At 40.1% G+C, this 15,105-nt stretch carries 9 protein-coding genes and 1 pseudogene; 3 read left to right on the top strand and 7 right to left on the bottom strand.

Features of this window, described 5'->3' with window-relative positions; translation table 11 throughout:
- Positions 1 to 8: 8 nt before the first annotated feature.
- The 4 genes from cps4B to ADM50_RS09230 form a co-directional block, all read right to left on the bottom strand.
- Entirely contained in the window at positions 9 to 740 is a 732-nt protein-coding gene (cps4B, locus tag ADM50_RS06240; RefSeq protein WP_049484896.1) for a capsular polysaccharide biosynthesis protein Cps4B, read from the bottom strand.
- Position 741: 1 nt separating this feature from the next.
- Positions 742 to 2,187 (bottom strand): LCP family glycopolymer transferase CpsA, encoded by a 1,446-nt coding sequence (gene cpsA / locus ADM50_RS06235; protein ID WP_049484894.1) that lies wholly within the window; start codon positions 2,185 to 2,187, stop codon positions 742 to 744.
- Between the two features lie 194 nt (positions 2,188 to 2,381).
- A complete protein-coding gene (locus ADM50_RS06230; protein WP_080983079.1) occupies positions 2,382 to 4,343 on the bottom strand; it encodes a peptide ABC transporter substrate-binding protein in 1,962 nt (653 codons plus the stop codon).
- Between the two features lie 148 nt (positions 4,344 to 4,491).
- Positions 4,492 to 6,459: a peptide ABC transporter substrate-binding protein gene (locus ADM50_RS09230; protein ID WP_053092708.1), complete on the bottom strand. Its 1,968-nt coding sequence runs from the start codon at positions 6,457 to 6,459 to the stop codon at positions 4,492 to 4,494.
- Between the two features lie 743 nt (positions 6,460 to 7,202).
- Here ADM50_RS09230 and ADM50_RS06215 point away from each other — a divergent pair.
- Positions 7,203 to 7,592, top strand: a pseudogene (locus ADM50_RS06215) (IS3 family transposase); the annotation flags it as partial.
- Between the two features lie 37 nt (positions 7,593 to 7,629).
- On the opposite strand, the gene ADM50_RS06210 reads toward ADM50_RS06215, so the two are convergent.
- Positions 7,630 to 9,240 carry a glycoside hydrolase family 13 protein gene (locus ADM50_RS06210; protein ID WP_049484891.1) on the bottom strand — a complete coding sequence of 537 codons (1,611 nt, stop codon included), beginning with the start codon at positions 9,238 to 9,240 and terminating at the stop codon, positions 7,630 to 7,632.
- Positions 9,241 to 9,392: 152 nt separating this feature from the next.
- On the opposite strand from ADM50_RS06210, the gene ADM50_RS06205 reads away from it, so the two are divergent.
- Together ADM50_RS06205 and ADM50_RS06200 are read left to right on the top strand one after the other, a co-directional pair.
- Positions 9,393 to 10,877, top strand: a complete 1,485-nt coding sequence (locus tag ADM50_RS06205) for a DUF1846 domain-containing protein (protein ID WP_049484889.1) — start codon at positions 9,393 to 9,395, stop codon at positions 10,875 to 10,877.
- A 94-nt stretch (positions 10,878 to 10,971) separates the two neighbouring features.
- On the top strand, positions 10,972 to 11,454 hold the full coding sequence (locus tag ADM50_RS06200) for an S-ribosylhomocysteine lyase (RefSeq protein WP_000032557.1): 483 nt from the start codon (positions 10,972 to 10,974) through the stop codon (positions 11,452 to 11,454).
- Positions 11,455 to 11,512: 58 nt separating this feature from the next.
- On the opposite strand, the gene ADM50_RS06195 is transcribed toward ADM50_RS06200, so the two are convergent.
- A complete protein-coding gene (locus tag ADM50_RS06195) occupies positions 11,513 to 13,618 on the bottom strand; it encodes an ATP-dependent Clp protease ATP-binding subunit (protein ID WP_049484887.1) in 2,106 nt (701 codons plus the stop codon).
- A 453-nt stretch (positions 13,619 to 14,071) separates the two neighbouring features.
- Positions 14,072 to 15,105 (bottom strand): Spy0128 family protein (locus tag ADM50_RS06190; protein WP_049484886.1); only part of this gene is annotated, 1,034 nt, incomplete at its 5' end.

Below are 15,105 nucleotides of genomic sequence, written 5' to 3'. Positions count from 1 at the left end.
TTTTTCTCCTAAATTAGTTGATCCATTATGATTTTTCTTGGGTTCTCTTTAAAGAGTTCCTTGGCCTTGTTTTCACCGTATTTTTTGGCGATGATATCATAGGCTTCTTCCATATGAGGAGGTCTATGATCCAAGTTGTGCATATCACTAGCGATTACATGAACGAGGTCACGCTCTAAAAAATACTGAGCTCTCTTTTTCATGAATTTATAAGTTTCTCCGAAGAGTTTAGGTTTCAAGACATGAGAACTATTGACTTGAGTATAACATCCCATGTCAATCAGCTCTTGCACGCGCTTTTCATTATTTTCTAAAGCATCATAGCGTTCAATGTGGGCAATGACTGGCGTAATACCCAGCATTAGAATATCACTCAATCCCTTATGCATGTCTCGATAGGGTGTATTCATGCTAAACTCAATCAAAGCATAGCGACTATCGTTGAGGGTAGGGATTAATTTCTTTTCCAACTTCTCAACGACATCCGGAGAATAGTAGATTTCAGCCCCATAGGCAATGATTAGGTCATCAGCAACTTCCTTAGCCATTTCTCTTACCTTGAGAAAGTTGGTTGCGATCTTTTCTTCAGGAGTTTCAAACATTCCTTTTCGTCTATGCGATGTTGAAACGATTGTTCGCACTCCTTGACTATAGGCCTCTCTTAGAAGGTTTTTACTTTCCTCTATCGACTTCGGACCATCGTCTACATCAAAAACAATGTGCGAATGAATATCGATCATTCTACTTCCCCTCCATCACATCATTGATAGCAGCTTTCGCAGCAGCCAAACTACTATCGTCGATTTCCATCATATAGAGGTTACTATCTGGCATGGCATAAGAAGGAAGGTCCATACGACCAGTTCCCTTCAAGTCTTGAGAGTTGACTTTGTAATTTCCTCCACTCTCTAACTGAGTATTGACTAGATCCATCATGGTTTCCAAAGGCATATTGGTTTGAAGAGAATCTTGTAATCCTTGAATAATATTGTCATAGTTCTTCAAAGCTTCAGTTGACGTCAACTTCTGAATCACAGCTACAATAACCTTTTGTTGGTTTCGTCCACGGTCACGATCTCCATCTGCTAGAGAGTAGCGCTCACGAACAAATCCCAGAGCCTGCTCAGAATCTAAGTGGACATTTCCAACTGGGAAATGGAACTTCCCGTGTAAAGATGTGAAATCTTGGTCATTATAAACATCTACGCCACCTAAAAGGTCAATCAATTTCAAGAAAGAAGTGAAGTTCAAACGGACGTAGTAATTGATATCCACACCATATAGGTTTTCCAGGGTATGAATCGACGAGTCTACTCCATAAATCCCTGCATGGGTCAATTTGTCCTTTTGATTGTTTCCTCCATCCGCAATCGGAACATAGGAATCACGAGGAGTTGTAGTGAGAAGGATTTTTTTGGTATCACGGTTCACCGTCATCAAAATATTTACATCTGAACGCGAAACTGAGCTGATTGGACCGTAGGTATCAATACCGCTCACATAAATATTGAAAGCTTTATTCTTCGATACCTTAGGTGCAGCAACTTCTTTAATCAAATTTTTAGTGTATATTTTCTTGATTTTAGAAGCATAGTCAGGATACTCTGCTTCAATAATATTTTCAAAGACACTATTTAAGACGATTGCTTTCGTTTCACCAGAAAGCAGACTTTTATAAGCTGCTAGGTAAGAAGTCGCATTCTCAACTGTCAAGTCCTTACTTTGGCTGGTCTTAATATCTGCTAACAACTTTTGAATATTGTCATTGTCTGTCTCTGTTGGCCCCGTAACCGTATCCAGTTGAGTCACATTATTGATCTCACTATCTTTCAAAACGACCACACTAATCGAATACTCTGAGTAATTTGACGTCGAATTGATATGATTGGTAAAACCGACAAACTGTTGCAAAGCATAGAGAGAAACTGAACTAACTAAGATGGCAAGCGTCAAAAAGAAGACCGTAAACTTCTCAGCTTTTTTATAAACAATCAGCAGTAGTCCTACTAAAGCAGCTAATAAAACGAGAACTGCAGAAATAATATTCAGGTATCTAAAGGCTAAAATGTTGTGTCTAAAAATCAAGAACAGCAAAAAACCACCCAACAGTAGATAAATGGTTAATAAGACTATGTTAATATTTCGTTTCATGTTGCCAGAACGAGTTCTCTTTGAACGTCTATTCATGTTAATCCCCTATACGTTAATAATTAGGATTATTATATCACATTTATGAAAGAAATTCCATTTATTCCCGTCATTCTCAGCGTTTTCATTCACTTCTGTGTTCTTTATTTGCTTTAAAATTATACTAACTTCATTTTTCAATGACAAATTAAAAAGACAAGGGCAATTTATAGTGCCAGCTTGTCTTTCTTTTTTTATTTTACGTGGTTTTCAAACTCTTTTTGGCTCTTTTCGATAGCTTTTTTACTTTCTTCTTCCCACTTAGCCTTAGCTTCGTCAAATTGTTTCTTGGTAACAGGGTCTTTTTGTAATCTCATGTACTTATAATGATTTCCGTCACCCTTGATTCCCACTAGAGAGTAGGCACGTGTAAATGGAGTTACTTTGGTTACAGAGGCTGTACCGCCATTTGACATAGCAGACATGACCAGAGAATTGTCAATCATCCAAGCTTGAGCTTCAGCGTATTTTTCATAACGCTTAGCGACATCTTTGTTCTCTGCATCTGCTTCTTTCAGGAGTTGTGTATAGGTATCGAGCCCCAAACTCTTAATGAGCTCTTGGTCTTCCTTGGCATCAAGACCAAAAATTTTGAGATAGAAGCCGGTTTCAGCATTGAAGGGATCTAGATAAGTTGATGGATCCTGGTAATCACCAACCCAACCATCAAAGTTTAGGTCGTAGTCACGAGCTGCTGGATTTGGTGCTAGGAAGGCTACATTTCCAAAGTCATCTGTAGAAAGCTGTTGAACATCAATGACGACATTATCAGAGCCTAGTACTGTTTCAAGTGTCTGTTTAAGCGAATTCATACCAGAAACTGCATTTTTATTGGTTTGATCAACCGGGATGTCCAAATGAATCGGGAAGGTCACCCCTTGGGCTTCCAATTCCTTTTTAGCTTCCGCAAATTTGGCTTGGGCCTTTTCCTTGTTGAAATAACCGTCTTGGGCATCCGCCAAGTTGATTTCTGACCATTCTGTTCCATACTGAACAAGTTTAGAAGAAACGACTTCTCCAAAGCTCTTATCTCCCACCTGCACAAATGTCGGAGGAACAAGGGTATTACGAAGGGTCTTACTTGCTGCTTCTTGCCCGTTAGATTGAGCAGAGTAGGCTGTCCGATCAATGGCAAAGTTCAAGGCCTGACGGAAATTTTTATTTAAAATCGCTGCTTGAGTTGATTTCTTTTGTTCGTCCGTTGTTTTAGCGGTATGATTATAGGTTTTGCGGTTGACGTTAAAGTTAAAGTACCAAGATGTCTTGTCTTGTAAGCTATAGACGATATTGTCTTGGTATTTTTCTTTTGTCTTAGCATAATTCGAACTATTTGGATAGACTCCTGCAATCGAGTAAGCACCACTTTCAAAGTTTCGAATGGTCATCTCCTGATCTGACCCATCAAAGTAGGCTAACTTAACTTTTTCAATGGTTACTTTATCATGGTCATAATAGTGTGGATTCTTCACATATTCGATCGAAGATTTTGATGTGAAATCTTTTAACAGATAGGGACCGTTATAAAGGATGCTGTCTGGTGTCAAGGTACCAAAGTCTTTATCTTTTGATTTCAAAAACTCTTCGTTGACTGGGAAAAGAATACTGTTGGTTGTCTTAGAGTTCCAATAAGGTTCTGGTCGTGTCAAAGTGTACTCAACCGTATAGTCATCTAAGGCTTTGACACCAACAGTTGAAAAGTCATTGGTCACACCCGTCACATAGTCATTCAATCCCTTGATTGAATTTTGAATCAGATCCATGGCTTGCCCCTTGTTGTCCGCAGCATATTTGATCCCAGTGACAAAATCCTGAGCTTTGACTGAAGCATATTCCTCACCATCAGCTGTATACCACTTGGCATCTTTTCTAAGCTTGTAGGTATAGGTCAAACCATCTGCTGAAACTGACCAATCCTCTGCAAGAGCAGGCACGAGGTTCCCGTAGCTGTCATTTTCTAGCAAACCATCTACAAGATTGGTAATAACGGCAGTGTTATCTGCATAATAATCTAGAAGATAGTTAAAAGTTGTTGGATTCGCACTAAATGTTGATGAATAAGTGCTAGTATCTGTGTTGGACTGCCCACATGCCGAAAGCAAAATCCCTGTCGCTAAGACAAGACCTGTCCCGATTAGTCTTTTTTTCAGTTTGATCATCATTCACTCCTTTATGTCACTTTTTATAACATAACCATATTTTATCAAATTTATTCAAAAATGTAAAGTTACTACTTTTATGACAACTGGTGTCTCAAAACAAAAAAAGGAAGCACAGTTTCCTGCAACTTCCTTTTCTGTTTATAGATTACTTGACGTGTTTTTCAAGTTCTTTTTGGTATTTGGCATTTGTTTCGATTTTTTCTTGTTGCCATTTCTTGAAGGCTTCTTCGTATTCTTTTGCAGTCACAACGTCATTTTGCAACTCCAAACCTTTGAACACAAATGGGTCTCCCTTGATTCCGACTTGAGAGTATGCTTTTGTGAATGGTACAGTTCGGCTAACAGTTGGAGAACCACCTGAAGAAGCAACTGGAATCAAGAGTGAGCTATCAGACACCCAAGCTTGAGCTTTAGCGTATTTTTCATAACGCTTATTAAGGTCGCTGGTTTCAGCTGCAGCATCATCCAAGAGTTTCTTGTATTCGTCCAGTCCAACTTGAGCAATCACTTCTGGATCTTTTCCACGAGTGATACCCAAGTGTTTAAGGGCAGAACCCTTCTTAGCATCAAGAATGTTTAAGTAGGTAGCTGGGTCTTGATAGTCTGGCCCCCAACCAGTTCCATTCAAGTCATAGTCTTTTTGAGATGGAACCTTAGCTTGGGACGTAATGCTCATTTTTTCATTATCTGTCATTTGAAGGACATCAACAATGACATTTTCAGTACCAAGTGATGATTCGATAGACTGCTTGAGTGAGTTGGTTTGTTGAACCGCGATTACATCTGTTTGTTCAACCGGAATATCCAAATGGATTGGGAAGGTAACACCCTTGGCTTGCAATTCTTCCTTGGCTTTAGCAAAGGCTGCCTTAGCTTTTTCAGGACTGTAAATCGTATCCTTGCCATCTGTAAGGGCTACATCTTTCCATTGGTCTCCATATGAAACGAGCTCTGCCTGCGCCAACTCTCCAAAGGTTTTTTCACCAACTTGAACGTAGTCATGTGGCACTAGGCTGTTACGGATAATCTTGTTCGCACCTTCTTCACCATTCAACTGAGCAGTATAAGAATGACGGTCAAGGGCAAAGTTCAGCGCCTGACGGAAGTTCTTGTTGAGAAGAGCTTCTTTCGTTGATGTTTTTTGAGCTTCGTCTGTTTTGGCTGTTTTATTGTAAGATTGGCGGTTTACGTTAACAGTGAGGTAGTAGCTTGTCGCTTCTTGTGGACTGTAGACAATCTTATCGCCGTACTCTTGTTTAGTTGACTCAAAGTTTGAGCTTGTTGGGAAGAGACGGGCTGTTGTATAAGCACCTTGTGTAAAGCTACGAATCAAAGATTCTTGGTCTGATCCATCGTAGAAAGTTAGTTTAATATTGTCAATCTTGACATTGTCCTTATCCCAGTAGTTTGGATTCTTTTCATATTCAATGACTGATTTTGAAGTCAATGATTTCAAGAAATAAGGACCGTTATATAGGATACCTGATGGGGTTGGTGCACCGTAGTCGCTCCCTTTAGAATTCAAAAATTCTTCATTAACTGGAAGCATGGTTGCAGTTGTGACCTTAGAGTTCCAGAAACTTTCTGGTTTGTTGAGCGTGTATTCTACCGTATAATCATCAACAGCCTTAACTCCTACGGTAGAGAAATCATTGCTCTCACCATTAACATACTCTGCCAAACCTTTGATAGAATCTTGAATCAAAGAAAGACCATCTGATTTTCCGTCAGCAGCATGTTTAAGCCCAGTAACAAAGTCTTTAGCTTTAACTTCAGCGTATTCTTCTCCATCAGAAGTATACCATTTTACACCCTTACGAAGTTTGTAGGTGTAAGTCAAACCATCCTTTGAAACAGACCAGTCTTCTGCAAGTGATGGAATTAAGTTCCCATACTTGTCATTTTCCAAAAGACCATCAACAACGTTTGCTATAACGTCAGAGGTTGAGCTCTTGCTCGTCACACTATAGTCCAAAGAAGATGGATCCATAGCGTAGACATAAGAGAATGTTTTGGGAGCATCCGCTTTCTTTTCACTTTGCCCACAAGCAGTTAACAGTAGGGCTGCACTCAAAACAGCACCTGCTCCTAAGAGCCACGTTTTCGATTTCATAAGTAATCTCCTTAAAGATAGTGTTTTCACCATTATACCCTATTTTTTCATAAAAGCAAGGACTTTCGCCAGATTTTTTAGAAAATTCTAACAAATATTTTTTAAAGGCTTTTCTATATATTTTTTAGTGAAAGAACCTCAAGTGTACTGCACCCCAAATGCCTTTTTTACCCCTTTTAAATTTTGAGGGAGTTCCCAATCTTCCTCACCCCACAATTCCTTTTTAGTTCGTTTTCTTTGAAATAATAATATTTTATGGTATAATGTAAGCGTATACATAAAAACTAATTCAGTAGGTGAACTAATAGAATTCATCACTTTAGTTTTTCGGTTCCAATTTGTTTATAGAAAGGAGAATTCTAATGATATATACAAAATTGGTGTTGTTTATTACCTTTCTTGTAATAAGCCTGTTACCTGATAAGATTTTTGGAAAAAATAAAAAAATTTGGAAAATAGTTCTTGCAATATTGATGGCGGCAACAGCATTATCATTTATGTACTAAGTTATTTTAAGAATGTAGGGGAATAAACCCTACATTCTTTTTAGTTTTTTTCCTGTATCACAATGCATTATTTTAAAATACTATGTCTTATAATTGTTTTTTGAGCATAAAGGAAACTGTCCCAAGAAGCGTGTGGAGTTTACTGTATCAACATTTCCGATGATATCAATTTTCTCGACTTCTCCTACTTCCACACACTACCATGTGTACCATCCATTTTGATTGTCTCGCACTTTTATCGCATATAATCTTTCAACTTTACCAAATTTATAACAAGTGAAAGCTATGTTAAACCAGGCCTTCAGTGAGGATCATTACACAAATACGATTCTCCATAGAGATCAAGGCCAGCAATACCAACATGATTCTTATCATCGGTTTATAGAGAATAAGGAAATTCAGCCATCCATGTCGCGCAAGGGTAACAACCCAGACGACGGTATGATGGAGTCTCTCTTTGGTATTTTGAAATCGGAGATGTTTTACGGCTATGAGAAGCACTTTAGGTCTTTAGAAGACCTTGAACAAGCAATTGTGAACTACATTTATTACTACAATAACAAACGAATCAAAGTTAAACTAAAAGGACCTAGCTCTGTTCAATACAGAACTAAATCCTTCGGATAAATAAATTATCTAACTTTTGGGGTGCTGTTCACTTATTTTAATCCGTTAGTTCCACACAGAAAGCATCCCATGGAGCCAAGGTCTGTTTTTCAACTGCTTCTTTAGCAGTAGTGTTTTTAATCAAGATTGACTTAATTCTTCCTTCTACTGAAAAGTTTTGTTTTTCATTGGACAAGTTAGCCACAACTAGGAAACGACGGTCACCGTCCTTACGGATATAAGCAAAGACCTTATCAGTCGTATCGAGTAATTCAAAATCAGCTCGAATCAGCCAACTGTTTTCCTTGCGGATTTGAACGAGTTTTTGATAAGTATAGAAAATAGAATCTGGATTTGCCAGTGCTTCTTGAACGTTGATTTTTTCGTAGTTTGGATTAACTGCCAACCAAGGTTGACCTGTTGAGAAGCCAGCATTTTTGCTTTCATCCCATTGCATTGGGGTACGGGCATTATCACGACCAATGACACGGATGCTGTCCATGATTTCTTCAATCGGAATGCCTTTTTCAAGAGCCTCACGCGCATAGTTGAGGGATTCAATATCTTCTACTTGGTCCAGTGTTTCAAACGGATAGTTGGTCATCCCAATCTCCTCACCTTGGTAGATATAGGGAGTTCCTCTCATGAGATGAAGCAAGATTGCAAAGGCTTTGGCGGATTTTTCACGGTATTCTTGATCATTTCCCCAGATAGAGACGATGCGAGGAAGGTCATGGTTATTCCAAAAGAGAGAATTCCAGCCGTCTTCAACTCCTAACTCTGTCTGCCATTTGTTGAAGATTTCTTTCAACTTCCCTACATTTAACTCTTTTTGGTAGTGCCACTTAGGTTGCCCTTCCTGATACTGAAGACAGATGTGTTCAAACTGGAAGACCATAGACAATTCTTGCCCCTTTGGATCAGAGTAGAGCTTGGCAATCTCTGGTGTTGCTCCCCAGGTCTCTCCTACTGTCAAGAGATCTTTGTCACCAAAGGTCGCCTGATTCATTTCCTTGAGATAGGGATGGAGCATAGGACCGTTATTGACTACTTTCTCATCAGGAATTTTTCCAATCATGTCAATAACATCCATACGGAAACCACCAATACCTTTATCAATCCAGAAGTTCATCATCTCGTAAATTTTCTGGCGCAGTTTTTCATTCTCCCAGTTGAGATCGGGCTGTTTCTTACTGAAAAAGTGGAGATAGTATTGGCCCGACTTTTCATCGTATTCCCAAGCAGACCCACTAAAGATAGACTCCAAATCATTGGGCTCATCTCGCCAGATATAGTAGTCTCGCTCAGGGCTATCAGGATTCTCACAAGCCTCGACAAACCAGGCGTGTTCATCCGAGGTATGATTGACCACCAAGTCCATGATAATTCGAATATCACGCTTCTTAGCTTCTGCGATCAATTCATCCATATCCTCCATAGTCCCGAAAATAGCTGCAATTGCTTGATAATCAGCAATATCGTAGCCATTATCATCCATCGGACTGTCATAAACAGGAGAAAGCCAAATAGCTGTAATCCCTAACTTAGCTAGATAGTCCAACTTACTAGTAATTCCTGGCAAATCACCAATTCCATCTCCATTGCTATCCATAAAGCTCTTGGGATAGACTTGATAGACTACGGCATTGTGCCACCATTTTTCTTGCATCTTCTTACCTCATTATTTTAATAATCTATAGTCTATGATAGCGCTTTTTTAAACTTAGTGCAAGCGTTTGCCTAATCTTTTTGATTTCTTTTTTGACTCCGTAGTTTCCTATCTTCCAATTTTTTATTATAATAGAGGTCAGAGGTAAAAAAATGAAAAAACAAGCTTTTAGTTCTGAACAATATTTGAATCTACAGCGCGACCACATTTTGGAGCGCATCAACCAATTTGACGGCAAGCTCTATTTGGAGTTTGGTGGCAAAATGTTGGAAGATTTCCACGCCGCTCGAGTCCTTCCTGGTTATGAGCCTGACAATAAAATCAAGCTCTTGCAAGAATTGAAAGAGCAAGTTGAGGTTGTGGTCGCCATTAACGCAAGCAACATCGAGCATTCTAAAGCGCGTGGTGACCTAGGCATTTCTTATGACCAAGAAGTTCTTCGTTTGATTGACAAATTTAATGAGCTGGGAATTTTTGTTGGTTCGGTTGTCATCACACAATACGCTGGTCAACCAGCTGCAGATGCCTTCCGCAACCAGTTAGATAAAAACGGGATTGATTCTTATCTTCATTATCCGATCAAAGGGTATCCGACCGATATGGACCACATCATTTCTCCTGAAGGTATGGGGAAAAACGACTACATCAAAACCAGTCGCAACTTGATTGTCGTAACCGCTCCTGGACCTGGTTCTGGAAAATTGGCAACTTGTATGTCCAATATGTACCATGACCAACTCAATGGCATCAAGTCTGGTTACGCTAAGTTTGAAACCTTCCCAGTTTGGAATCTTCCCCTTCATCATCCGGTCAACTTGGCCTACGAGGCTGCAACCGCGGACCTTGATGATGTCAATATGATTGACCCCTTCCATCTCCAAACCTACGGAGAAACCACTGTCAATTACAACCGTGATATTGAAATCTTCCCAGTACTCAAACGTATGTTGGAACGCATTCTCGGTGAATCTCCATACGCTTCACCAACAGACATGGGTGTCAACATGGTTGGCTTCGCTATTACAGATAATGAGGCTGCTATCGAAGCTTCAAAACAAGAAATCATCCGTCGCTACTATCAGACCGTTCTTGACTTTAAAGCTGAAAAAGTCGGCGAAACTGCTGTCAAGAAAATTGAACTTCTCATGAACGACCTCGGTATCACACCTGCAGACCGTAAGGTTGCTGTTACTGCACGCCAAAAAGCAGAAGAAACTGGTGGCCCTGCCCTAGCTCTCGAATTGCCAAATGGGGAAATCGTAACTGGTAAAAACTCAGAGCTCTTTGGCCCTACAGCTGCTGCCTTGATCAACGCTATTAAGAAATCAGCTGACATTGCTAAGGAAGTGAAATTAATCGAGCCTGAAGTCGTCAAACCAATTCAAGGCCTTAAAATCAATCATCTCGGTAGCCGCAATCCTCGCCTCCACTCAAACGAAATCCTGATTGCACTAGCCATCACAGCTATGGAAAATCCTGATGCTGCGCGTGCCATGGAAGAACTTGGGAATCTCAAAGGAAGCGAAGCTCATTCAACCATCATCTTGACCGATGAAGACAAGAATGTCCTTCGCAAACTGGGCATCAACGTGACCTTTGACCCTTACTACCAATACGATCGCTTGTATCGCAAATAAAAACTCAAACCTCTCCTTCATCGGAGAGGTTTTCTCTCTATCTCAACAGCACCCTTTATGTTATAATGAAAGAAGAAAACTGAAAGGAACTACCATGTCAAAAGAAGTTATTGTTGAAAGTTTTGAACTTGACCACACCATTGTCAAAGCACCTTATGTTCGCTTGATTGGGGAAGAAACCGGACCAAAGGGAGATGTCATCTCCAACTTTGATATCCGCTTGGTACAACCAAACGAAGACTCAATCCCTACAGCAGGGCTTCACACCATTGAGCACCTCTTAGCCAAACTCATCCGTACTCGAATCGACGGCATGATTGACTGTTCGCCATTTGGTTGCCGTACAGGCTTCCACATGATTATGTGGGGACGCCATACCAGTGCTGAAATTGCTGCTGTTATTAAGGATTCGCTCAAGGAAATTGCTGAAACCACTACTTGGGAAGATGTTCCTGGAACAACCATCGAATCTTGCGGAAACTACAAGGACCACAGCCTCTTTTCTGCTAAAGAATGGGCAAAACTCATCCTGGAACAAGGAATCTCAGATGATGCCTTTGAACGCCATGTCATCTAAACACAAAAGGAACCAGCTTTTAGCTAGTTCCTTCTTTTTTTATTCTCAAAATCTTGAGTTAGGCTTTTTCACGAATGACCAAAACGCCATCTTCCATATCTGCTTCCAGATGTTTGGCATCTAGATGATCCAAGTGGAAGTCCGTCACCTTATCACGGATTTGTTGTTCCACCACGCGACGGAGAGGACGAACACCCATAACTTCGTCATAACCTTCTTCTGTGATAAAGTCCTTAGCTGCTTGACTAACTTCCAAATCAATGTCTTTCTTAGCCAAAGTTTGGTTGACTTCCGCCAACATCAAGTCCACAATCTTAGAAAGGTCTTCCTTATTCAAGTGTGAGAACTCGATAACTGCGTTAAAGCGGTTAAGGAACTCTGGACGGAAGAATGGTTTCAAACGATCCATCAACTCTGGTTTATCCGCATCTTCTGTCAAGTTAGCTTCATAGCCAAATCCAGCATTTGATGTCGCGATAATGACCGTGTTCTTAAAGTTCACTGTATTTCCTTGACCATCAGTTAAACGACCGTCATCCAATACTTGGAGGAGAAGGGTGATTACTTGAGGATCAGCCTTTTCAATTTCGTCCAAGAGAATGATAGAGTATGGATTGCGACGAACACGTTCTGTCAAGGTATTGCTATTGTCATCATAACCAACATAACCAGCTGTTGTACCGATTAATTTAGATACGGCTGTACGGTCACTGTATTCAGACATATCCAAACGGATAATCGCATCCTTCGTTCCAAACATATCGAGCGCCAATTGCTTAGCAAGCTCCGTCTTACCAACCCCAGTAGGTCCTACAAAGAGGAAGCTACCGATTGGGCGATTGCCTTCATCAAATCCTGCACGGTTACGACGGATAGCACGAGCTACTGCTTCTACTGCCTTATCTTGGCCAATTACCTTGTGTTCCAAGCGATGAGCCATATCTTTCAAACGTTCGATATCTGACGCTCCCATTTGTGACACTGGAATACCTGTCATTCGCTCTACAGACTCAGCCACATCGTTGATGCTTGCAGTCACTTTCATGTCTTCTGTGTGGTTTGCGACTTTTTTCTCTAATTCTGCAATACGTGTTTTAGCATTGAGAGCTGCTTCAAAGTCTTCTGCCTCAACTGCTTTTTCTTGCTTGTCTTTTTCTGCCTCAATTTCCCGTTCAACAGCATGCACATCTGTTACAGGATGTTGAGCTGCCAAGTGAGCTGCCGTTACATCGACAAGGTCGATAGCCTTATCTGGCAAGCTGCGTTGAGGAATGTATTGGATAGAATAATCCACTGCTGCTTTCAAGACTTCGTCTGGCAAAATGACATTGTGGTGTTTTTGATAGAGGTCACGAATTCCTTGAAGAATTTTAAAGGTATCCTCTGCTGAAGGAGCATTGACCTTGACTTCGTTGAAACGACGAGCAAGAGCTGCATTTTTCAAGATGGTGTTACGATATTCGTCTTGAGTCGTTGCCCCAATAACTGTCAACTCACCACGAGAGAGAGCTGGTTTGAGAATATCTGCAAGACCTTTAGAACCACTATCTCCACCGATTGAGCCAGCGCCAAGGATTTGGTGAATTTCATCAAAGAAGAGGATAATATTTCCTGCTTCTTTCACTTCATTGACTAGGTTTTGAACGTTTTCTTCAAAGCTACCACGGTATTGAGTACCAGCCTCAAGACCTGAAATATCAATGGAAATGATTTCCTTGTTTTTAATAGCAGCTGGAACGTCTCCATTCACAATTGCTTGTGCTAGACCTTCGACAACGGCTGTCTTACCAACACCTGCATCTCCTACAAGTACAGGATTGTTCTTGGTACGACGTGAGAGGATTTCAGATGTTTCTTGAATTTCCTTGTTTCGTCCGATAACAGGATCCAACTTACCCTCACGAGCTTCCGCTGTCAAGTTACGACCTAGTTTAGCAAGGACACCATCTTGTTTCATGCCTGAAGCGTGTTGTTGCATTTGTCCATCAACTTCTGCATTTCCTGGCAATTGACCAGTTGCACGATAATGAGCAAATTCCTCAGGTGTCACTTCACGTCCATTAATCAAGTAGCGACGATTTTCAGAACTATATCCTCGCATACCTCCCATCAATTGGTTAAATAAATCATCCATGTTGTTAAAGTTATTAAAGTTGTTGTTCATATTCTTTACCTCGTTTATTCTTAATTATATGCGATCTCTGATATTGACTATCTTTGACCTTTGTTTTAAAAATTTTAGACTAGCCAACTAGCTACCCTACGTATAATTTCTGGTTTTTCTTTCTTAAATAAGCCTTTTATCATCTTCTTCTCAAAATCTGTTAGATTTAACATAGGCCTCACCCCTTTCTAGGGTTTCTATCGTACATTTTCAAGAAATAGAATCATTGAAAATGAAGTTTTCTAAGGAATTCATTTTCCTTATGTTTCTACTATATCACATTGGTCAGTGAAAGTCAATAACTTTTTTGACCAAATTTGACTATTTTTTAAAAAATTTTTTGAAGTACAAAAAAAGCCCCTAGAAAACGAATTTTCTAGAGACTTTCTCTATCAAGTTTAAGAGAGAAGTAGAATTCTCACTTACCAAGTTTCATGTTTCTCCTACAAAAGCCTAAGCTTTACGTTTTACGAAGAATACCAATCCGCTCAATACCAATACTACAAATCCAATTGCTGAGAAGATAGATGTTGCTTCACCTGTGTTTGGAAGTTCAGCTTTACCTTTTTCCTCAGTTGCTGGAGGTGTTGGTTTTTGATCCTCAGTTTGTCCTGGATCAGATGGTTCTGTTCCTGGATTATTTGGATCTGGCGTTGTTCCTGGATCAGATGGTTCTGTTCCTGGATTATTTGGTGTTGTTCCTGGATTATTTGGAGCTGGATTTGGATTTGGTTCTGGTGTTGGTGTTGGAACAGTGTATTTATTTGTAAATACAACTTCTTTACCATCGGCATACGAAACCTTTGCAGTCAAGAGACCTTGATCATCCGCAACTACAGTGACTGTTACGGTATGCTCAGTCTTATCGTATTCAATACCCTCTTCCGTACCAACTTTTTCAACCAAGGTATAAGTGTGAGTACCTGCTTCTTCGAATGAACGAACAAAGGCTACTTTACCTTCGGCAGTGTTCTTAGCTTCCGCTACAACTGCACCATTTTCTTTCAATTCGAAAGTATAAGCATCAGCCGCAAGTTCTTTACCTTCAAGTTTCTTAGTTGCTTCAATCGTAGCTTCTACCGCTGGTGCTTTGAAGCTATTCATGAAGACACTACCTGCTGGATATTCAACAGCTGCCTTCAAAGTGTTGGTTGCTGCATCTTTGGTTACTGTTACCACTGCAGTCTTTTCTGTGTCGTAAGTAATACCAGTTGCTCCAGCATTCACTTCTTTTACAGTATAAGTATGAACACCTTCTGCATTATAGTTGATTGCATTAAATGTTACTTTTCCAGCTTGGTTTGTTTTTGTATCAAGTTTGTTTGTACCTTCATACAATTCAAATTGGAATTCACCATCAACCAAAGCACGACCAGTCAATTCTTTCGTAAACTCAAGTGTTGCTGATGTAGCTGTTGGAGCTGGTTCTTTATAAGTGTTAGTGAAGACACGTTCTGCATTCGGATTTTCTACAGTCGCAACCAATT

It is taken from the genome of Streptococcus oralis (assembly GCF_001075675.1).
Taxonomy (GTDB): Bacteria; Bacillota; Bacilli; order Lactobacillales; family Streptococcaceae; genus Streptococcus; species Streptococcus oralis_V.
This window is presented reverse-complemented; position numbering and strand designations above follow the sequence as displayed.

Bases quoted from the DNA above. Each gene is read 5' to 3' on its own strand.
- cps4B (WP_049484896.1), bottom strand. From the start codon at position 740: ATGATCGATATTCATTCGCACATTGTTTTTGATGTAGACGATGGTCCG.
- cpsA (WP_049484894.1), bottom strand. From the start codon at position 2,187: ATGAATAGACGTTCAAAGAGAACTCGTTCTGGCAACATGAAACGAAAT.
- ADM50_RS06230 (WP_080983079.1), bottom strand. From the start codon at position 4,343: ATGATCAAACTGAAAAAAAGACTAATCGGGACAGGTCTTGTCTTAGCG.
- ADM50_RS09230 (WP_053092708.1), bottom strand. From the start codon at position 6,459: ATGAAATCGAAAACGTGGCTCTTAGGAGCAGGTGCTGTTTTGAGTGCA.
- ADM50_RS06210 (WP_049484891.1), bottom strand. From the start codon at position 9,240: ATGCAAGAAAAATGGTGGCACAATGCCGTAGTCTATCAAGTCTATCCC.
- ADM50_RS06205 (WP_049484889.1), top strand. From the start codon at position 9,393: ATGAAAAAACAAGCTTTTAGTTCTGAACAATATTTGAATCTACAGCGC.
- ADM50_RS06200 (WP_000032557.1), top strand. From the start codon at position 10,972: ATGTCAAAAGAAGTTATTGTTGAAAGTTTTGAACTTGACCACACCATT.
- ADM50_RS06195 (WP_049484887.1), bottom strand. From the start codon at position 13,618: ATGAACAACAACTTTAATAACTTTAACAACATGGATGATTTATTTAAC.